Raw genomic sequence first — 19,612 nt, 5'->3', positions numbered from 1 at the left:
GGTGTTGCCGGGGTCAGCTGCCCGAATTCCTGCGGGCAGGGCTGACTTCTGCGTCTGATACAGTCCGTGCCTGTTCCTGGCGGCGATTGCTCTCCTGGTATTGGGGGGCATGTCTGGGTGACGTGGTCTGCACGGTCTGATCCTGCAGCATCCACTGGCCGGCCAGAACGCCTGCCGCACCGACGCTCAATGTGCGATGGAGGCGCAACAATCCGCGCAGATCCGTCAATGGCATCTGCTCGCCAAACAGCCGGATCAAAACGGTGGCGGTTTGCGAGGCGGACATGCCGAGGGCCTTCAGGGCAATTGTCAGGCCGTCGCTCTGGTCCGTCTGCAGCATGAGGTCGCATACGGGCTGCGGCAGGCTCAGTCCCTGGCAGAGGAGATCGGAGAAGCGGAGCCGGTCGCCGGCGAGCGCTTCGGCCACCAGACCATCGCAAAGATGGAGGCGGGCGCTGTTCTGACGGTGAACCGGAGCAGTGCCGGGTGTCTGTGCCTGTTTTATCAGGCTGGCCATCTCGGCCGCGGCAATGGCCTTCGCCTTCAGCTTGGTGGGCAGATGCAGGTACTGGCCCATGAGGCCATCGGGATTGAGGGCGTCCTGGCCGGCCAGTTCCATGCCGAGCGCTGCGACGATATCGCCGCGGCGGCTGAGTTTGTCGTGGTGAACCGGTGCAAGGCGGATATCGTCCCTTTGCAGGAGAATACCTATGGAGTCCGCACCGGCATGCTCGCACAGGGCGCTGAGCACCGATTCGCGCAGCGACGGGCGGTTTGCGATGGCCCGTCTGAGAGATTCCGGTCCTTCCTTGACCTTGCGTAAGAGGAGATCCACAGAAAGCCTTTGACTGTAACGGAGCGGCGGATAAGCAGTCAGCTCGTCTTCGTCGGCGGCAAGGATCTCGAGCAGATCGTCCGGTATTTCGGGATGAGCCGCGAGCATGGAAGCAATCCGGCGACGGTCCTGCAGTGTGGTCGCCGACAGGAGATTGCGTGCCAGCTCCAAAAATATCTTTTTTTCTTCAATATCATGCCGGGACTTCCCGACGAACAGTTCGGTCGCCGCGAGCAGGACGCAGCGATCCTGCGGCGGTTTCTTCCGGCCGGGCACGGACGTCTCGACGGTAGGATTGAAGTGAGGCCTTTGACGCATGACACCTGTCTACAAAATACAGAAGACCGGACCACCGGCTGAAGTTGTTTCATTCAAATTGCCCTAAAAGCGTTAGCATCCTGTTAACCCTGACGGCTTCCTAATGAAGCCTGCAGGAAGTAATGCGTCGCCCGTTTGACTGTGTTTCGCCGGTAATACGCCGCCGAAGCAGCAGGAACCGAAGGAGGAGACGATGGGCAATTTGTTGGACTTTGCGTCCGCTCAGCGGCCCGCTGCACGTGTGGGTCGTCATTCCGATAACCGGCATTCGGCCAGCCGGGAGGCCTTTGGAGAAGTTATCCTCTTCCCAGGTGTCCGGTATGAGCACCATGACCTTGATCTTGCCGCACGAATCGCGACCATCGGGAAGGCTGCTGGACCGGCCGGTTCCGACAAGGACTGACGGTCGTATCGCTCCAGCCGCGTTGCTGACTTTCGAGCGGTCTGGAGAAGCGCCCTATGGGCAATTGCGAAGCGGTACATCCCGGTTCCGCGAAGGGCGGGGGACACAGGCTCGGGCGGGTGCTGACATTCGGCGCTGTCCTTGTTGCTGCCGTTGCCTTGACCGCCTGTGTGCGGCCGACCGGTGACTTTGACCGCGCGAGACCGTCGGTGATCCATGATGACCTGATGCCGAAAGCCGGTGATGAGGCCGCGCGGCTGCGCGGGGATCCGGTTTCGAAATTCAATTATACCAACGATGAAAAGCTGCTGCGCAACCGCGGCTGGACGCTGATCCGTCCACCCTGGACCAAGGACTGGATCGGCGGAACCATCGTGGAACTGGCGCGCACACGGGTCATGCCGGAAACCGAGGGCAGGGTTCCGCCCGATCTTTACCTGATTTATCTGCGCTCCGACAAATTCAGGTCCTCTGATGCCCGCTACGACAAGATCGCGTCCGACGCCACCGGCGACGCGGAACTGGTCATGCCGTTCTGCACGGTGGCGATCCGGGTTCAGAAGGCGGATGACGAGCGGCTGAGGGTTCTGCGCAACAAGACCGTGACCACGGAGGAAACCTATGACGGCGCCAAGGCGCGGGTCTGGGAAAACCGGGTGATGACCAAATGGGTCGGCCAGGCACTGCGCTACCGGATCATTGCCTACAAGAAGGCGCTCGAGGGGCTGGAAATCGAGACCCCGACCCAGAACCGGGTATGGAAGGTCAACAACGCCATCCGCGAACTCGAGGGCCAGGTGAAGCTGGCCGAGGAAAGCTGCGAACGCGGTGGCCGCTACATCACCACCGCGCCTGCCAAGAGATCGCGGATCTACTCGGGGTGGGGAGTCGAGCGGGCGCCGGTGGTGAAATAGAGCGCCGAACCCAACGTTTTTTCACCAGAGTGTAACGGCTCAAACAGATTCATGGTTTCAGGAGGACACCCGAGGCAGCATTTGCATTTGCATTTGTATGCGCTCGCGCGATTTTCCGAGGCCAATTCAACGCGGCATCTGCAGGCTTCTGTTTGAAAATTCCCTTATCCGCTGCTGGTACGGGCTGTCGATGAACGGGGGCGAGCTTTTCCGCAATCCGGCTTTCACGTTGTCCGGGCGGTGATGCGCGGATTTCATGTGTGCTCAGATCGTCCCGCAACGGGCTGCCCGCAATGCCAGGTCGATCTCGTCTGCTTTCGAGCTATGCGGAACATACGCTCTCAGGAGCGCAAAGCCGCTGATCGGCTCCGGGGTTTCGATGACAATCAGGTCTTCAAGGTTTTCCGGCGGGTTCTCGCGAAGGATGGAGAGCTGCGGGGTGGTCAGAACCAGCATGGAGAGGCGTTCGGCGCCGGCGGTGCGGTTGTTGAGGCTGTAGACTGCCTCGCCGGCGGCATTGAACAGGCCGATGGACCAGAAGGACACGGGGATGCTGGCGTCGAAAAGGACAGGCCCGTCGGCGAGCTGGAACCGGCAGGCGGCGTGTTTCATCGCCGGGTCGAGATCGGGAAGAGCTTCCTGGCCGGGTTTGACGTCGGGCAGAAGATTGAACTGCCGGTCGATCCCGTAGGTGGCGATATTGTCATAGGCGCTGTGCTGCACGTTGCGGGGAATGCTGAGCACCACCAGAATATGGATGACCGCCGCCAGACACAACGTCGCCAGAATTCCGACCGTCAGGGTAAAGCGGGGCGAGAGCGTCATGGGCAGCCCGTCCTTTCGATCACCGGCATACTAACGCCGTCCAGAGCTGCGCCCGTGGTGACAGGCGCATCGTAAAGCCGCAGGACGAAACGCAGGCCGTCGCTGGCGTTGGCCCCGGCTGCCAGCGGCAGCCAGTTGCCGGACTGGGGTGACGCCGCCGCGGTGATCTCAAAGGTGCCGTCCCCGGCGCGCAGCAGGTTCTGGCTGACCAGGTGAACGCGGCCGGGCAGGGTTTCAACGAGATCGCCCCTGCCATTGACGGCGGTCAGGGTCCACAGGCGTGCGGACGGGGTCTGTCCGGCGATCCGGTAAACGCAGGTCGGGTCGAGCAGGTGTTCGTTGCTGTCCACGCGAGCGACCAAGGCGAGCCCTTCACCGCTTGCAAGCGGAATGACAGCACCGCGCGTGTAGATGGCCACCGAATAGGGGTCCGCTTCGGTCGTGCCTGCCTTAGGGTAAGCCTGCCAGGGCCCGATCGTGACCGCATTGAGTGGCTGTTCGCGCTCGATGACCAGATAGGCGGAACTGATGCCGAGGAGAGAGGCCAGGAGCAGTACAAGCGAGATTGCCGTCAGCGTGCGCACGGGATGGCCGCGATGGGGACGGATGACCCTGGGCAGCTCGTTCTCGTACCAGTTGGTTTCGCCGCTGGTGACGCGCGGCCACAGGGACGTCTCACTCATCGCGCGGCCGCGAAACTGGTGGGGGTGGATGCCGGTGAAGGAATTACGCTGGCATTGGACTGTTCCAGGAGCAGGCGAAGTTCCTTTCCGATGCGCAGCAGCAAGTCCTGAGTACGCCGTTTCAGGACGCGCGGCTGCGGGGCCTCGGCGTCCTGCGCTGCCGGTTTGGCCGGGCTCGCACGTGCCAGCCTTGGCAGGTTTTCCGCATCGACGCCGGGCATGGCGGCCAGCTCGATGCCGCTATGGGCGAATTCCATGTATTTCTGCCAGGTCATGGCGGGCAGGCTGCCACCGGTAACACGCCGGGTGGATGCGAAATCGTCGTTGCCGTACCAGACGGCGGTGGTGAAATTGCCCGTATATCCGACAAACCAGGCATCCCTGTAGGCATTGGTTGTGCCTGTCTTTCCAGCCGCCACCACACCATCGATGCGGGCACGCCGGCCGGTGCCGGCCTCCACCACATTGACCAGGATGTCGTTGATCTGATGCACCTTGTCCTCCGGCAGGACCCTTTCAGGGCCGGTTTCGTCCTGGTCCCTTCGGTAGAGAACTTCACCGGCGCTGTTCGTGACTTCCATGATCGCGTAGGCGGAGGCCTTCAAGCCGCCATTGGCAAAAACCGAATAGGAGGAGGCCATGTCGATCACGGTCACTTCGGAGGAGCCGATGGGAAGGGAAATCCCGTTTTCAAGCTCGTGGGTGATGCCCATGGCATAGGCGGTCTCGATGATTTTTTCACGCCCGAAATCCATGGAAAGGCGTACCGGGATCGTGTTGATCGACTTGGTGAGCGCCGTTCTCAGGGTCACGGGACCGCGGTAGCTTCTGCCATAGTTCCGCGGTGTCCAGTTGCCGATATAGACAGGCCGGTCCGGGACGATGCTTTCCGGACCGTACCCGTTCATGAAAGCAGTGATATAGACGAACGGCTTGAAGGAGGAGCCTGGCTGGCGCAAGGCATTGACCGCACGGTTGAACTGGCTCTCGCCATAGGAGCTGCCACCTACCATGGCGACCACGGCCCCATCGGGGAGCATTGACACCAGTGCCGCTTCGTTGGCGTCTCGCAGTTTGCCATTTTCCCTCAGGATGGTTTCCACCGCCTGATCCGCGCTGCGCTGCAGGGCAGGGTCGAGTGTGGTGCGCACGGTGACAATGCGGTCGCGGGCAAGGGCGGGATTTCGGCGGGCGAGTTTTTTGACTTCCTCCAGTGCCCAGTCGAGGAAGTATTCCGGCAGCTGATCCTGTGAGCGATCAACCGCGACGGCGGGATTGCGGCGGGCACCGATAACCTGGCCTTCGGTCAGGAAATCGGCCTGCACCATGTTGGTCAGCACCTCGTTGGCGCGGGCGCGGGCGGCGGGCAGGTTGATATGCGGGGCATATTTGGTCGGCGCCTTGTAAAGTCCGGCAAGCATGGCGCTTTCGGCGAGGGTCAATTCGCGGACGTTCTTGTTGAAATAGAACTCGGCCGCAGCGGTCACCCCGAACACCCCGCCACCCATGTAGGCCCGGTCCAGATAAAGTTTCAGGATTTCCTGTTTGGAGAGATTGGCCTCCAGCCACAGCGCCAGATAGGCTTCCTTGATCTTGCGGATCAGGCTGCGTTCGTTGCTCAGGAAGAGGTTCTTGGCGAGCTGCTGGGTGAGGGTGGAGCCACCCTGGACGACGCCGCCCGCACGGGCATTTTCGACCATTGCACGGAAAGTGCCGACAAAATCGATGCCGAAGTGGATGAAGAACCGGCGATCCTCGGTGGCCAGCGTTGCCTTCACGAGGGAATCCGGAATTTCCTCCAATGGCACACTGTCATTGAGCACGATACCCCGTCGTCCGATTTCCTTGCCGAACCTGTCCATGAAGGTCACGGCGAAATCGTCGGTGGTTTTCCAATCGGCGTAACGGGTGGCCTCGAAGGCCGGCTGGGCAAAGGCCAGAACGACGATGAAGCCCGCAAGACCATAGGTGAGAGTGTCGGAGGAAAGCTCTGCCAAAGCCCGCCAGATGCCTTTCGCCCGGAAACGGCGCAGAAAGGCGTCATAGCCTTCGAAAGTCCGCCGTATGGCGGCGCCGCTTTTCCAGAGAGCGGTGTCTACAAACGCATCGAGGCCGAGAAAGAACCGGCGAATACGGTGGCGCTTGCGCGGCGGCAGATTGCCGTCGGTATCACTTGAATGCTGTTCGTTGGCCACGCGAACGGGTTCTCCGGATCAAGATGGATCAATTCAAATTACCGGTTTTTTGTCCGTGTGGAAACCGGTCTCGAATGGCTGTCCTTGTTGTTGTGAATGAACGGTCCTTCCTGAATACCAGTTTCCGGCAGTATTGCTCGTACAAATGCGGTGTGCGGCCGGGCCGCGCTTGCCGGAGGTGGGCAGGCATGCTAGGCGCACCTGAAGATCCCTGATGTCCCCGACGCTCCTTTTGGGTTTGGAAGGCGTTCAGGCTGGACAATATCCAGCTGCCTCGGCGGGATCCGACAAACGGCAGATTGATCTGACAGGCACGGATAAAATGATACCGGCGGATATCGAGGGACATCTCCCGTTCTGGAAAACCAAGACGCTTGAGGAGATGAGCGGGCCGGAGTGGGAATCGCTGTGCGACGGCTGCGCCCGTTGCTGTCTCAACAAGCTGGAAGACTGGGACACGGGTGAAATCGTCTGGACCGATGTCGCCTGCACCCTTCTGGATGGCGACAGCTGCCGCTGCAAGGACTATGAAAACCGCGCGGCGACCGTCCCTGATTGCATTCGCCTTACACCGCAAGAGGTGCGCACGCTCACCTGGTTGCCACCCACCTGTGCCTATCGTCTCGTTCGCGAAGGACAGGACCTTTACTGGTGGCATCCACTGGTGTCGAAAGATTCCGAAACCGTGCACCAGGCCGGCATTTCCGTGCAAGGCAAAACCGTGCCGGAGGACGGCATGCGACTTGAGGAATACGAATTCCATGTCGTTGCCTGGCCCGGAGAAGTGCCCGACACAAGGTGACGGCCACCCTGTCTTGAAGCTTCGGTTGCTCTCACGCGACCAGCAGATAGGCTTCCACATGACGGCGGAGCCTGGCTTCCAGTTCCCCGCGATCCGTAAGCTGGTGACTTTTCAGCAGGATCGCGCCATGCACCATGAAGGCTACCAGGCCGTCGACCATTTCCGCCGGTGATCTGTCGTGCCGCAAGGCCGGCCGGATGTCCGCCATGTCCTGCCAGATCTGAAGAAAAGCCGCGAGATCCGCGTCAAGCGCATCGAGCGTTTCGACGAATTCCGACGCGCAGTGGGGCTTCGTGACGCCGATATTGTCGAGAAACAGGCGCAGGATCGTCGGATTGTCGGTGATCACGGCGATAAGGGACATCATCCGCCGCATAAGCGTGCCGACAGGATCCGACAGATCTTCTGCGGGATCCTTTTCATCCTGCGACGGACCGCGGAGTGCGTTGAGCCTGTCCAGGAGCACATAGGACAGCAGTCCGTCCATGTCGCCGAAATGAGAAAACACGGTTCCTTTCGCAACGCCTGCTTCCTGCGCGACGGCATCGGCCGTGACGAGTTCCAGACCGTGTTTCCGGCTCAGATCCCTTGCGGCCTGCAGCACGCGGGCCCGGGTGGCAATGCTGCGTTGCTGCGGCTTGCGTGTCATGCAGTCTCCAAAAAAATTGACCATGGTCAGAAAACATCTTGACGCACGGATTGGAAGATGTCAAAAAATGACCACGGTCAATTTTTTCTTTGCCAGAATTGGACTTCAAATGACACGAATTCTGATCCTCGACGGACATCCGGCCAGCGGCTCTTTCTGTGGTGCGCTTGCAGAAGAATATGCCAGCAATGCCAAAGCGAGCGGACACGAAGTGCGCTTGCGGCATCTTTCCGCCACGGATTTCAATCCGGACTTCGGCGTTTCCCGGTTCAAGGATGCGCCGCCGCTTGAGCCCGATCTTCAGGCGTTGTGGGACGATATTGTCTGGTGCGAAAGCTTTGTCATTGCGCATCCTTTGTGGTGGGGCGGGATGCCGGCAAAGCTGAAGGGTTTTTTCGACAGGGTGATGCTTCCGGGCAAGGCCTTCCAGTATGTTGCCGGAAAGCCCATTCCGGACAAATTGCTCAAGGGGCGCACTGCTGAAGTTCTGGTGACCTCGGACACGCCCGGCTGGTATTTTCACTGGATCTACGGTGCGGGCATCAAGAAGCAGACCCAAAAGCAGATTCTGGGTTTTTGTGGCCTGAAAGCAAAAGGCTATCACCTGTTTTCACCAATCAGGGGATCGCAGGAGCAGCAGCGGGCGAAAATGCTTTCGCGGGCAGGGGCTCTCGGCCGCAGGGCCGCATGAACTCCCGAGCGCCCGTGGGTCTTCATCGCACAGGTATCGGCCGGGTTTCGCAAGGGGGCATGAGGCCGGGTTCCTGGTTAGTTGCGTCTCACGATCCGAAGCGCTGCTGCCATGTAGGAACGGGATCCTCGGCGGCCGGCGTTGCATGATAGATGCCCCTGGCAATGGCGCGGGCGAGGCAGGAGGCTGCCCCCGCGCCGAGCTGCACCATATCCTCCAGACCATTTTCCATCTTGCGTTGACCGGTGGACATGGCGAAGACCAGGTCTCCGTCGAGCGGCGTATGAGCCGGCCACAGGGCCCGGGCAAGACCGTCGTGGGCCATGACGGCGAGGCGCTTGGCTTCACTCTTCGTCAGGATCGCGTCAGTGGCGACGGCGGCGATTGTCGTGTTTGCGCCGGCTTTCAGTCCGTCCAGTTTGGTTCTGACCACGGTTGCGTCCTGCGGGAAAGGATGTGCCATGCCGAGGCCGCCGAATTCGTCGCCGATCTCAAAAGGAGCGGCCCAGAAATGCGCGCTGTCACCAACTGTTGCGCGGCCGAGGGCATTCACTGCGACGATGGCCCCGATAGTGACGCCGTTTTCCAGAACCATCGATGCGGACCCCAGGCCGCCCTTGAGGTTTGCGGTTGTGGCTCCGGCGCCTGCTCCGACCGATCCGAGGGGAAAATCATGGCCGATCGCATCCAGCGCGGCGCGGCCGAGATCACGATAAGGTGCCGCCTGTCCCCAGCTCTTGTCGCCGCCGTTCAGAAGATCAAACAGGATGGCTGTCGGCACGATCGGCACCCGAAAAGGGCCAATTTCGAAGCCGTAGCCCAGTTCCGCCAGACGCCCCTGGACGCCGGCGCCAGCGTCGAGACCGAAGGCTGAGCCACCCGCCAGTACGATGGCATCTATCTTTTCCACTGTCTGTTCCGGTTCCAGCAGCGCGATTTCGCGCGTGCCCGGAGCACCGCCATGGATGGCGACGGAAGTCACTGATGGCTCGTCCGGTACAAGAACAGTCGCCCCGGATTTCAGCTCCTGGTCGGACGCGTTGCCGACTTTCAGGCCGGGAACATCGGTAATCAGATTGCGCTGGGCAGCCATGTGGTGCTTGTCCCATTGTTATTTATCAGAAGGAGAGTTTGACCGTCAGCAGTCTATGTGTCGAGGCTTTTGTAGCCCCTACGGACATAGAGCAGGGATTTGCCCGGGTCGGTCATGCGCAGATCCGCGACCGTGCCGATGACAATTGAATGCGTGCCCATCTCGGTGATCGCAAACACATCACAATCAACGCTGAGACGCGCGCTGTCGAGGCCAGGGCAGCCTGTGGCCAGCGGTGTCCAGTCTCCCTTGGCGAACCGGTCCGGCATGTCCAGATTTTCGCGCCCGGCAAAGGCATCGGAAATGGCTTCGTGATCGTCGCTGAGTGTGTTGAGGCAGAAGCGGCGGTTTTCCAGAACCGCACCATGAATGCGCGTTTGCCGGTTCAGGCAGACGAGAATGCTTGGAGGATCGTCACTGACCGAACAGGCGGCGGAAACGGTTGCTCCGATGCGTCCGGCCGGACCATCGGTGGTCACTACATGGACGGCGGCGGCAATGCGGCTCATGGCCTCCCGGAAAACCGTCATGTCGAGCGGCAGTCTGGCCTGATCTTCCGGATCTGATGAGGATGAGGACATTCTGTCTGCTCCATGGGACAGCGGCGATGGAATCGGGCAAGGCCCCGAGCACAGCGGAAGTTTATGGCTCCCGGGTCAAAGGCGCAATCGTCGCGGCCCGGCCGTCCAGCTCCCGGAGTGTATATTCGAACGCAAGAACACTATTTGAACCAGCCGGATTGAGCTCGGTATGCGCTCAGGTTAGGTGTAGGAGACGTGAAAAAAGGAATTCCGGGAGAATGATGAAAAACCGGCAGCTTGCCGCCAGTATAACCGTTCTGGTTTTCGGTCTCCTCAGCGGGCCGGCCCTCGCCGATATTCCGATTGCGGTCGCCGGGCCGATGAAGGGGCAGTTCGCAGCATTCGGCGCGCAGATGCTGGCAGGCGCCGAACAGGCGGTCGCCGACATCAATGCAGCCGGCGGTGTGAATGGTGAGCCGCTTGTTCTTGAGGTCGCGGATGACGCCTGTGACGGGGAAACGGCAACCGCTGTTGCCAACCAGATGATCGGCAAGGGGGTCAGGTTCGTCGCGGGGCATTTCTGTTTCGGCGGATCGATCGCGGCAAGCGAGGTTTATTCCGGGGCGGGTATCGTGCAGATCTCCCCTGCGAGCACATTGCCGGCCTTTACCGATCAGCGTCCGGGGGGCGGCATCTTCCGGCTGGCGCCAAGGGATGACCGGCAGGGCAGGCTTGCCGGGCGGCTCCTGGCGGAAGACTTCGGTGACGCGCGTGTCGCGATCCTCCACGACAAGACCGCCTACGGAAAAAGTCTGGCCGATGCGGTCAAGGCCGAGATGAACAGCCAGGGCAAGCCGGAAAGCATGTTCTACGGATTCGATTCCGGTGGTCAGGACTACAGTGCGCTTGTGTCCCGGCTGGGCCTTGAAGATGTCGGTGTTGTGTATCTGGGCGGCTATTATCCGGAAGCCGGGTTGATCAGACTTGAAATGAACCGCCAGGGACTGGACGCGGTGATGGTGTCCGGGGACGCTTTGATGACGGAAGAATTCTGGTCCGTGGCTGGACCGGCGGGTAACGGCACCCTTGTGAGCTACCCGCAGGAACCGCGTGATATTTCCGCTGCAGGAGATCTTGTCAGCGTATTGGAAGATGCCGGCAAACCCGCGGAGCGCTATGCCCTGACAACCTATGCGGCGATTCAGGCCTGGGCTCAGGCGGCGGAAGCCGCGGGCGGCACGACTGAAGAAGAGGTTGCCGCGGCTCTGCGGGAAGGATTGTTCCAGACTGTGATCGGGGCCATTTCCTTCGACGAAAACGGTGACAGCGATGTGCCGGATTTTGTCTGGCATGAATGGCGGGATGGCGAGATCCTGCGAAAATAGCCCGTTCGGGAGAACCCGGACAGGCTATTTGGTCAACAGTGTCGGGCGCACTAACCACGCTGCCCCGTGCCGGAAATCTTCAGGTTGACCTTGTCGGCATAGATCGGCAGGCCGATCTCCATGCCGTAAAGGCTTCTCAGAAAACCTCCGGTGACTTCAAAACCGACACGCCCGTCCGACCCTGTTCCGGTGACGGTCACGGACAGCTTGGTGCGTTTCTTCATACCGCGCAGCGTCAGGACGCCTTCAACCTCGGCGGAATCCGCTCCGGTGATGCGCACCCTTGTGCTGCGAAAGTCGGCAAGCGGATATTTCGCGACGTCGAACATGGCCGCGCTCTTCAGGAAGCCGGTGACCTTGTCATTGCCGGTCTCAACGCTTGCGAGGTCGATCGTCACGCTCACGCGGCTGTTTTCCGGCCGGTTCTGGTCAAGAACCATCTTTCCTGAAACCTTGTTGAATTGCCCTTTCACCGATCCCCGGCCGAGGACGCGCACAGAAAAGCCGGTGTCTATCTGGGCCGGCGTAAGCACATAGGTTCCCGATATGGGGCCGGCGAGAGCCTGAACGGGAGTGCTTAGAAGAACAAGGGCAAGAGCCGGAATTTTCCAGCAACCTCTCAAGCGTTCGGCGAAAGCGGTTGGCACGGTATCGAAAGAAGTCATGTTTCAGTCCTTCAAATAGATCATCGGCAACGCAACCGGCGAAAGCGGAAGGGATCTCGCTCTGCTGACCGAAGCGGCAGGGGAATTATCGCCTGGAACCGCGCGCGGCATAGTGCTCCGCGTCACAGCACATAGAGCGTGGCGCGGCGCCGGCCATTGCCTCGTTAACCTTTTGATAAGAAATTGATGGTGGATGCGTTCAATCCGGCGAACCTCGGCTGTATTGTCCTGGAAAAGGTCGGGAAAAGCCATGTATTTGAAGTCCTTGTTCCGCGGAGTGTTGCCGCTGGCCGTCTTGATGCTTCTGAGCGGCATGACGCCACCCGCAGATGCGGCCGAAGTGGTGGGGTTCGCCGATGCCAGGTTCCGGCCCGGCACCATCGTCATCAAGAACTCCGAGAAACGGCTTTATCTGGTTCTCAGGGGGCAAAGGGCGATCCGCTACAGTGTCGCTGTCGGCAAACGTCATAAAGCCTGGACAGGCAATGCCCTTATCACCGCGAAATATGTAAAACCCGACTGGGCGCCGTCGCCGGAAGTCCGCCGGGATTTCCCGCATCTTCCCGACGTTATCCGGGGCGGAGCGCCGAACAACCCGATGGGCGTTGCCGCGATGACCCTGTCGAACGGCAATTACGCCATTCACGGCACCAACCGCCCCGGCTCAATCGGCCGCGCCGTTTCCTACGGATGCATCCGTATGGCCAATCACGATATTCAGGATCTGTTTCAACGGGTTGGGGTCAGCACACAGGTGGTTGCATTGCCTTAAGGCGTAAACTCCTAAATGAAGACGAACTGGCATGGGAAATGGCGAAACCTCGTCAGGAAGCGTGCGATGAGCGGGCTTCGTGCCCGGTCGTCAAGCACGCTGACGATACGGGGTGAGCCATTTTCATGTCCTTCGGATTTGACCGAACTGGTCCTCTTCTGCGTCGCGAAAGGCTTGAAAATGAACCATATTTCCTGCGCTTTCGCTCCTTGATGAAGACCAAATCGCCTCAAACCATTTCATCTTCATTTATGAGTTTACGCCCTTGTGTTGAGGCCCGGGAAGTCAACGCGAGATGCCTTGAAACCGATTGTCTTTCAAAAAGGAGCGTTCGTCATCAATTGTGCCGGAATTCTGTAGTTCCGTAATTTTCACAGTCATAAATTGCCTTTTGTGAATCTTGCCTAATTGTGGGCCGTTTTAGAGATATTTCAACTATTGCGCGTATAATGGAGTTTAATGTAGCTTGAGTTAGCAATGCAGCGCTCCCGATTTTCAGGTGACCGGAACCGGCTGAACATGAACGATTTCGAACTGTCAGACTTTGAAAGCTCCCTGTTCCACCAGCTCATTGGCTGCCTGCTGCTGCTCGTGGTGATCTTCGGTCTGGCACATAATGTCTTTCTTTCGGTCGGCGATCCTCTTTCGGGAACTCTTCCTTCCACGCATCCCCTGACTGCCGCAGGATTTTTCGCGATTGCATGCGCGATTCTCTTTCGACCGAAATGGGAAAACTCCGTCTGGCTCAATGTGGGTCTGCCGTGCATTTTCATCGCGTTCTCCGGACTGCGGATCCTCGAGGCCCTTTTCCCGCACGAGTTGTCGACCTTCACAGACGGGCAGATTACGGCCGCATTGGAAACGGTGGGTGTTTACGGCCGCTTTTCGGTGGAGACGGCGTTGTTCCTGATTTGCAGTTTCACCTATGTGCTAGCTTCGGAACGTCAGCTTGCCATCAAGCTTCTGGCGGTCTCCTGTGCCCTGGCGGTGCTGTCGCTGGGGTTGGTCGAAACAGCTTATTCATTTCTTCTATGGGGCAACGAACTCTCGTTTATCACGCAGATTGCGATGATCCTTGTCTGCCTCGACATGACATATCGCATGCAGGTTCAGGTGCCGTTTCACAGTGTCTTCCGGACGGCGCGGTCTTCGTTTTATTTTCAGTTCACCGTGCTCGCGCTTTACCTGTGTCCGATGATCATTGGCGCGGTTCTGCTGCACAAGTTCGAGGTGTCGCCGGCATTCCGGACACCGTTCGAATTCGCCTTCGCGGGAACGAGCTGGCTATTGCTCTGTCTCGCTCTGGCCCTGGGAGCCATTCTGGACAACCGCAAGCAGGAGCAAGGCAACTTCCGAAGCGAAAACCCGGGGAACTTGCCGGGTTAGCTCAGTCATGCGAACCGCGACTTTCACGGAGCAAATCGTATCTCCTGAGGATCAACTGCGATTCCGTGACCAATCGCTTTTCTGCTTTTCATCGGCAGGGCTGCAACGCGCCATACGCTAAAGCCATTTTCGCGGGTCAGACCTCGCCGTGCGACGAGAGCCGGACAGGGCAGTGACGAGATCCGCAACCGCATCCAGGGAATGGACGGCGCGGAATTCATCGACATGGGGCAGAATGGCCCGGATGCCCTTGGCCTTGGCTTCGAAGCCTTCGTAGCGGAGCAGGGGATTGAGCCAGATCAGACGGCGGCAGGAACGGTGCAGACGGTCCATCTCCCGTTCCAGATCCTCGTCGGTGTTACGTTCCAGGCCGTCGGTAATCAGCAGCACAGTCGGCTGGCCGGACAGCACCCGGCGTGACCAGTGGCGGTTGAAATCATGTAGTGCCGAGGCGATCCGCGTGCCGCCGGACCAATCCTTCACGCCGTCAGAACAGGCTTCCAGGGACTCGTCCGGGTCCTTCATTCGCAGTTGCCGGGTGACATTGGTGAGCCGTGTGCCGAACAGGAATGTATGCACGTCGCGCCGTTCGGCTGTCAGCCCGTGCAGAAAATGCAGCAGCAGGCGGGAATACTGGCTCATCGACCCGGAAATGTCGCAAAGCGCGACCAGGGGCGGGCGCTTTTCTCCGGGTTTGCGAAACTTGAGGTCGATGATGCCGCCACCTGCCTGCATGGAGGCGCGCAACGTCCGGCGCGGATCGACGCGGCCTCTAGCGGCGGGCTTGAGACGGCGCAGCCGGATTTTGTCCACCGGAAGGGCCATGCTGCGCAGAGCGGATTTCGCCGCCGCAATCTCGTCAGCAGTCATCTGCGCGAAATCCTTCGCCTGCAGCAGTTCCTTGCCGGACACAGTGAATTTGGCATCCACCTCGATTTCGGGAACGGTTTCCTCGGCGATACGCTCCCGCCTGGCCTCAAAGGCCTGCGAAACGCGGGTCTGACCGGCCCGGGGCTTTTCCGGCGCGGCGCGGGCTGGGGCCACGGGGGACAGGATCGCCAGCATCTTTTCAACCAGCCCGCGGCTCTGCCAGTAGATCCGGAAAGCCTCGTCGAAGAGCACCCGGTGTTCGCGTTTGCGCACGAAGACGGCATGCAGGGTCCAATAGAGGTCGTCCCTGTTTTCAATGCCGGAGACTTCCACTGCGGAGACCGCATCGACCACGGACGCGGGGCCGACCGGAACGCCGGCCTTGCGCAGTGTGCGGGCGAAATAGACGATATTGTCCGTTATGCGCGAGCGAATTTCAGGCGAAGGCTGAATGGGAGTCTCCCTTTCGGCGCGATACGGGGAGCGGAGTGCGTGCCATCTAGATCGTCGGCATCGTCTGCTGGGGCGGCGTATCCTTGCGGATATCGTCGACCATCTGCCGCACCTTCGAGCCGCGGACCCGTTCGATGTCATCCTGGTATTTCAAAAGAACGCCCAGCGTGTCGGAGGCCATATCCGGGTCGAGCGCGATTTCATTCAGTTCGGAAAGCGCTGTTGCCCAATCGAGCGTTTCGGCGACACCCGGCTGCTTGAACAGATCTTCCTCGGCGCGCAGTTTCTGAACGAAGGCGACAACTTCAGCTGCGAGCCGCTGTGCGGCGCCGGGAACCTTGCGCCGGACGATCTCCAGTTCGCGCTCCGCATCCGGATAGTCGACCCAGTGATAAAGACAGCGGCGCTTCAGCGCGTCGTGAATTTCGCGGGTGCGGTTGGTGGTGATGATGACGATTGGTGGTTCGTCCGCGCGGATGGTTCCGAGTTCGGGAACAGTCACCTGATTGTCCGCGAGCACTTCCAGCAAAAAGGCCTCGAACGCTTCATCGGCGCGGTCCAGTTCGTCGATGAGAAAGACGGGTGCGCCTGAGAGCGATGGTTCCAATGCCTGCAGGACGGGGCGTTTGATCAGGAAGCGCTCGTCAAAGATCGATTTCGAAAGTTCTGAATGATCCAGGTCGCCGGACGCCTCGGCGACGCGGATTTCCACCATCTGAGCCGGGTAATTCCACTCATAGACCGCGGAGGCGACGTCGAGGCCTTCATAACACTGCAGCCGGATGAGATCGCGGCCGAGCGTGGTGGCAAGAACCTTGGCGATTTCGGTCTTGCCGACACCGGCCTCGCCCTCGAGAAAGAGCGGCCGCTTCATCTTCAATGCAAGATGAAGGACCGTCGCCAGGGACCGGTCCGCGACATATCCCGCCCTGTCCATCAGTTCCAGAGTGCCTTCGATGGAATCGGGTAGGGCGGTCGGGCTCATGTGTCCTCCAGTGCGTCGCTGTTGTGCGAATTATATACAGTCAGATGCGCAATGAAGCCATGCCACAGTGCGGGCCAGGCTGTCATGCCCGTGTTCATCCTAATGTTTTTCCCGGTCACGACCTTCTATAAATCAGAGAGAGGGTTCAAGGAGAGGATACGTTCGTGTTGAAATGGGTACCGGTACTGGGGTTTGTCGTCCTGTCCATGTCCGGCGGTCATGTCGCTGCTTCGGGAGGTGGTTATCCGACTGACGCCGCCAGTCTTGCGTCTGGCCGGGAACTGGCGGAGATCCATTGTGCGGTCTGTCATGCGGTGGGGCCGGATGACGAGAGTGCGCAGGCAGGCGCACCGGCGTTCCGCGACCTTTCCAGTCTCTATCCGCTGGACAGTCTTGAGGAACCGCTGGCCGAGGGCATCGTCACCGGTCATGACGGAATGCCTGAATTCGCCTTCGCCCCGGACGACATCGACGCCTTTCTGGGCTATCTTGCGTCCATTCAGGCCAAGTGATGCCGTATAGGCCGTTTGTTAGCAGCTCCAGATAGCTGCTGCCAAAGTACTGGTTATAAACAGTATTTGATCGATGGCCGGGTCAGGTTCTCCTGATTTCGTGACATTCTTTCTTTGCAACAAAGAAAGGACCGGCATGAAAACCAGCTCAGACTTTGAAAAGCGACTTCTCGGCTACGGCCTGCTGACGGCTGAAATCCTCTATCGGATTCCCGACCATCCGAAACTGCTTCAGAGCTTTCTCTGGCAGACTGAGGATCTCGCCCCCAAATCTCCGGAACTCAACCGGTTCCTGAAATTCTGGGAAAGAGAAGTCGAGGGCAGAATTCACTCTGTGCGCGTCGCCCATCAGAAACTTGTCACGCCGGTAGACTTCCGCTTTGCCGACGGCGAGATCGTGATGCACTGAAAAGACCCTCAGCGGCGCGGCGATAGCCCGAGCCCTTGGCCGTCACGCATGACGGTCTGTGCCTGGCTTGTGAAGTCGGATCCCTCGCCCTCGTGCAGGACAAAGCCCGGCAGCAGCCGCATGGGCGCCTTGCTGGCGCGAATGGCGCGGATGAGGACGCGGGTGGCCGGTGCTTCCTGGCGCGGGCGCAGGGGAATGACGTCAATAGCCCCGAAGCGGCCCTGCAGAATGTTCAGCAGGTCCGGCAGACCGTCGGCACGGAAAATGACGGTGAGGGTGCCGCTGTCGCGGACAATATCCGTTGCGGTTTTCACCCAGGGCTCAAGCCCGCGCTCATCGAGCATGTGGGCGCCGGCTCGCGCTTCCTTGGGAGACGCCCGGAACCTGTCGGCCTCATAGTAAGGCGGGTTCATGATCACATGGTCGGCCATCGAGGGTTTGAGGCCTGCTGCGTGGCGCAAGGTTCCCTTTGCGATGATATCCGCTTCCAACAGCGTGACCCGCTCCGAGAAGGCCGCGTTGTGCGGGTCTTCCAATCCGCGGGCCGCGAGAGACAGCACGGTAGGGTCCAGCTCCACGAGAGTGACGCTGATGTCGGTCAGACGGGCCGCTGCGCAAAATCCCGCGGTTCCCACACCGGCGCCCAGGTCGACCACACGACCGCGCGTCGTCTCCGGCAGCGCGGCCGCCAGGTAGACCGCATCCAGACCGGCCCGGTGGCGCCCGTATCTGGGCTGATGCACATAGACCCTTCCGCCCAGAAAAGCGTCGCGTGTTGTCTCGGTTTCATCCCCGGCAAGGTGTGTGCTCATGATGTCAGGCCTGTCCGGTGTCCGGCCGCAGCTCGCCCTCCAGGCCAGCTTCGCGCACCAGCATGCGTGCTTTCTGGATCTGGTCGGAATGAACCAGCAGCCGGCGCGGGATAATGCCGAGCGACCCTTCCAGAACGCTCATATTGCCGTCTGCGACAAAATGCTTGATGCCGGCTTCCTCCAGAATCGATTCCAGAAACGAAATCAGGACGGGATCATTTGTTCTGACGAGTTCTTCCATTGGATTCCCGGTTTTAGCTGCACACCAAGATGCGGTTTGAAAAAGCACCGTCCGGCACCGGTGTCCAGCAAAACCCTTCAAATGTGGCATTTCAACAGCTTGTCTGCCGATTGGCGTCTTGCCCCGGGCGCAAACGCACCATATTGTCCGCTCAAACATTCAGGGAGTGCCGTGAGTGGCCTTTGTTGCGACCTATACTGACAGTCAGCCGCGCCGTGCGAGCATTCAATCTCTCGTGGAACTCGTGTCCCCGGGCATGACCAGCGTCAACAACCTGATCCTCTCCAAGGCAGGATCAAATGTAGATCTGATTCCTGAAATCGCCAAACATCTGATCTCGTCCGGCGGCAAGCGGCTGCGCCCGATGCTGACGCTCGCCTGTGCGGATATGTTCGGCTATCAGGGCGACGGGCATGTCACGCTGGCGGCCAGTGTCGAGTTCATGCATACGGCGACGCTGCTTCATGACGATGTCGTCGACGAAAGTGACATGCGCCGCGGCAAGCTGGCGGCCCGCAAGCTCTGGGGCAACCAGGCAAGCGTGCTGGTGGGAGATTATCTGCTCGGACAGGCGTTCAAGATGATGGTGGATGTCGGCTCGCTGGAAGCCTTGCGCATTCTGGCTTCCGCATCCGCAGTCATTGCCGAGGGAGAAGTCCTGCAACTCGGCGCCGCCAAGAATATCGCCACCAGCGAAGAGGATTACCTGCGCGTGATCGAGGCCAAGACGGCTGCCCTGTTCGCGGCCGCGGCCGAGGTCGGGCCGGTGATCGCCGGTCAGAGCGACGAGATGAAGCATGCGGCGCGCACCTACGGCATGGAACTCGGCTATGCCTTCCAGCTTGTTGACGACGCGCTCGACTATGGCGGCTCGTCGGCGGATCTCGGCAAGGATATCGGCGATGATTTCCGCGAAGGCAAGATCACACTGCCGGTCGTGCTGGCCGTTGCCCGCTGCACGGAGAGTGAGCGGACCTTCTGGAGCCGTTGCCTTGAAGGCGAAGAAGTCGAGGACGGCGATCTGGAGCAGGCTATCGAGCTGCTGAGGAAATACGACGCCCTCTCGGATACCGTGCAACGTGCCCGCGATTACGGCGAAAAAGCTCTTCGGGCGCTCGATCCGCTGCCCAGCGGCGCACACAATGATGCCCTCGCGGACGCTGTCGCCTTCTGTATCTCACGTGTAAGCTGAT

The 19,612-nt window shown here is 60.0% G+C and carries 21 protein-coding genes; 9 read left to right on the top strand and 12 right to left on the bottom strand.

The window, feature by feature from the left end; genetic code table 11:
* Nucleotides 1–13: 13 nt before the first annotated feature.
* On the bottom strand, nucleotides 14–1,153 hold the full coding sequence (locus OA90_RS15755) for a DUF2336 domain-containing protein (protein WP_082837083.1): 1,140 nt from the start codon (nucleotides 1,151–1,153) through the stop codon (nucleotides 14–16).
* Nucleotides 1,154–1,612: 459 nt separating this feature from the next.
* Here OA90_RS15755 and OA90_RS15745 point away from each other — a divergent pair, with 459 nt between their 5' ends.
* Nucleotides 1,613–2,470: a hypothetical protein gene (locus OA90_RS15745; protein ID WP_068413771.1), complete on the top strand. Its 858-nt coding sequence runs from the start codon at nucleotides 1,613–1,615 to the stop codon at nucleotides 2,468–2,470.
* Nucleotides 2,471–2,734: 264 nt separating this feature from the next.
* On the opposite strand, the gene OA90_RS15740 is transcribed toward OA90_RS15745, so the two are convergent.
* The 3 genes from OA90_RS15740 to OA90_RS15730 are packed head-to-tail and all read right to left on the bottom strand — an operon-like array spanning nucleotide 2,735 to nucleotide 6,134.
* Entirely contained in the window at nucleotides 2,735–3,295 is a 561-nt protein-coding gene (locus tag OA90_RS15740; protein ID WP_068413768.1) for a hypothetical protein, read from the bottom strand.
* Nucleotides 3,292–3,978, bottom strand: a complete 687-nt coding sequence (locus OA90_RS15735; protein ID WP_068413765.1) for a DUF1214 domain-containing protein — start codon at nucleotides 3,976–3,978, stop codon at nucleotides 3,292–3,294. The genes OA90_RS15740 and OA90_RS15735 overlap by 4 nt, the downstream gene beginning before the upstream one ends.
* Nucleotides 3,975–6,134 (bottom strand): PBP1A family penicillin-binding protein, encoded by a 2,160-nt coding sequence (locus tag OA90_RS15730; protein WP_068414112.1) that lies wholly within the window; start codon nucleotides 6,132–6,134, stop codon nucleotides 3,975–3,977. Before OA90_RS15730 ends, OA90_RS15735 begins: the two co-directional genes overlap by 4 nt.
* A 361-nt stretch (nucleotides 6,135–6,495) precedes the next feature.
* Here OA90_RS15730 and OA90_RS15725 point away from each other — a divergent pair, with 361 nt between their 5' ends.
* Nucleotides 6,496–6,975, top strand: a complete 480-nt coding sequence (locus tag OA90_RS15725) for a YcgN family cysteine cluster protein (RefSeq protein ID WP_068414109.1) — start codon at nucleotides 6,496–6,498, stop codon at nucleotides 6,973–6,975.
* Between the two features lie 31 nt (nucleotides 6,976–7,006).
* On the opposite strand, the gene OA90_RS15720 is transcribed toward OA90_RS15725, so the two are convergent.
* Nucleotides 7,007–7,624 (bottom strand): TetR/AcrR family transcriptional regulator, encoded by a 618-nt coding sequence (locus tag OA90_RS15720; protein WP_068414104.1) that lies wholly within the window; start codon nucleotides 7,622–7,624, stop codon nucleotides 7,007–7,009.
* A gap of 109 nt (nucleotides 7,625–7,733) precedes the next feature.
* On the opposite strand from OA90_RS15720, the gene OA90_RS15715 reads away from it, so the two are divergent.
* Nucleotides 7,734–8,315, top strand: coding sequence for an NAD(P)H-dependent oxidoreductase (locus OA90_RS15715; protein WP_068414101.1), 582 nt, complete (start codon nucleotides 7,734–7,736; stop codon nucleotides 8,313–8,315).
* An 88-nt stretch (nucleotides 8,316–8,403) separates the two neighbouring features.
* Here OA90_RS15715 and OA90_RS15710 read toward each other — a convergent pair whose 3' ends face one another.
* Nucleotides 8,404–9,408: a P1 family peptidase gene (locus OA90_RS15710; RefSeq protein ID WP_068413763.1), complete on the bottom strand. Its 1,005-nt coding sequence runs from the start codon at nucleotides 9,406–9,408 to the stop codon at nucleotides 8,404–8,406.
* Between the two features lie 53 nt (nucleotides 9,409–9,461).
* Nucleotides 9,462–9,989, bottom strand: a complete 528-nt coding sequence (locus OA90_RS15705) for a flavin reductase (RefSeq protein ID WP_068413760.1) — start codon at nucleotides 9,987–9,989, stop codon at nucleotides 9,462–9,464.
* A gap of 218 nt (nucleotides 9,990–10,207) precedes the next feature.
* Here OA90_RS15705 and OA90_RS15700 point away from each other — a divergent pair, with 218 nt between their 5' ends.
* Nucleotides 10,208–11,314 carry a branched-chain amino acid ABC transporter substrate-binding protein gene (locus OA90_RS15700; protein ID WP_347876838.1) on the top strand — a complete coding sequence of 369 codons (1,107 nt, stop codon included), beginning with the start codon at nucleotides 10,208–10,210 and terminating at the stop codon, nucleotides 11,312–11,314.
* Nucleotides 11,315–11,364: 50 nt separating this feature from the next.
* Here OA90_RS15700 and OA90_RS15695 read toward each other — a convergent pair whose 3' ends face one another.
* Nucleotides 11,365–11,979 carry a YceI family protein gene (locus tag OA90_RS15695; protein ID WP_068413757.1) on the bottom strand — a complete coding sequence of 205 codons (615 nt, stop codon included), beginning with the start codon at nucleotides 11,977–11,979 and terminating at the stop codon, nucleotides 11,365–11,367.
* Nucleotides 11,980–12,277: 298 nt separating this feature from the next.
* Here OA90_RS15695 and OA90_RS15690 point away from each other — a divergent pair, with 298 nt between their 5' ends.
* Together OA90_RS15690 and OA90_RS15680 are read left to right on the top strand one after the other, a co-directional pair.
* Complete coding sequence (locus tag OA90_RS15690; RefSeq protein ID WP_244274654.1) at nucleotides 12,278–12,751, top strand: L,D-transpeptidase; 474 nt, start codon at nucleotides 12,278–12,280, stop codon at nucleotides 12,749–12,751.
* A 519-nt stretch (nucleotides 12,752–13,270) separates the two neighbouring features.
* A complete protein-coding gene (locus tag OA90_RS15680) occupies nucleotides 13,271–14,137 on the top strand; it encodes a hypothetical protein (RefSeq protein WP_068413748.1) in 867 nt (288 codons plus the stop codon).
* Nucleotides 14,138–14,254: 117 nt separating this feature from the next.
* On the opposite strand, the gene OA90_RS15675 is transcribed toward OA90_RS15680, so the two are convergent.
* A complete protein-coding gene (locus OA90_RS15675) occupies nucleotides 14,255–15,460 on the bottom strand; it encodes a VWA domain-containing protein (RefSeq protein WP_068414092.1) in 1,206 nt (401 codons plus the stop codon).
* A gap of 46 nt (nucleotides 15,461–15,506) precedes the next feature.
* The gene (locus tag OA90_RS15670) at nucleotides 15,507–16,445 is read right to left on the bottom strand and encodes a MoxR family ATPase (RefSeq protein ID WP_068413745.1); all 939 of its coding nucleotides are present in this window, start codon (nucleotides 16,443–16,445) and stop codon (nucleotides 15,507–15,509) included.
* Nucleotides 16,446–16,609: 164 nt separating this feature from the next.
* Here OA90_RS15670 and OA90_RS15665 point away from each other — a divergent pair, with 164 nt between their 5' ends.
* The gene (locus OA90_RS15665) at nucleotides 16,610–16,957 is read left to right on the top strand and encodes a cytochrome c (protein ID WP_244274650.1); all 348 of its coding nucleotides are present in this window, start codon (nucleotides 16,610–16,612) and stop codon (nucleotides 16,955–16,957) included.
* 136 nt (nucleotides 16,958–17,093) lie between these two features.
* On the top strand, nucleotides 17,094–17,366 hold the full coding sequence (locus tag OA90_RS15660) for a Usg family protein (protein WP_068414090.1): 273 nt from the start codon (nucleotides 17,094–17,096) through the stop codon (nucleotides 17,364–17,366).
* Nucleotides 17,367–17,374: 8 nt separating this feature from the next.
* Here the strand turns inward: OA90_RS15660 and OA90_RS15655 are convergent, their stop codons facing one another.
* Together OA90_RS15655 and OA90_RS15650 are read right to left on the bottom strand one after the other, a co-directional pair.
* On the bottom strand, nucleotides 17,375–18,178 hold the full coding sequence (locus OA90_RS15655) for a methyltransferase (protein WP_068413740.1): 804 nt from the start codon (nucleotides 18,176–18,178) through the stop codon (nucleotides 17,375–17,377).
* A 4-nt stretch (nucleotides 18,179–18,182) separates the two neighbouring features.
* Nucleotides 18,183–18,419, bottom strand: coding sequence for a DUF2007 domain-containing protein (locus OA90_RS15650; RefSeq protein ID WP_068413737.1), 237 nt, complete (start codon nucleotides 18,417–18,419; stop codon nucleotides 18,183–18,185).
* A gap of 256 nt (nucleotides 18,420–18,675) precedes the next feature.
* On the opposite strand from OA90_RS15650, the gene OA90_RS15645 reads away from it, so the two are divergent.
* Nucleotides 18,676–19,611 carry a polyprenyl synthetase family protein gene (locus tag OA90_RS15645; RefSeq protein ID WP_082837091.1) on the top strand — a complete coding sequence of 312 codons (936 nt, stop codon included), beginning with the start codon at nucleotides 18,676–18,678 and terminating at the stop codon, nucleotides 19,609–19,611.
* Nucleotide 19,612 lies beyond the last annotated feature (1 nt).

The sequence above is a fragment of the Labrenzia sp. OB1 genome (assembly GCF_001624695.1).
Classification (GTDB): Bacteria; Pseudomonadota; Alphaproteobacteria; order Rhizobiales; family Stappiaceae; genus Roseibium.
This window is presented reverse-complemented; position numbering and strand designations above follow the sequence as displayed.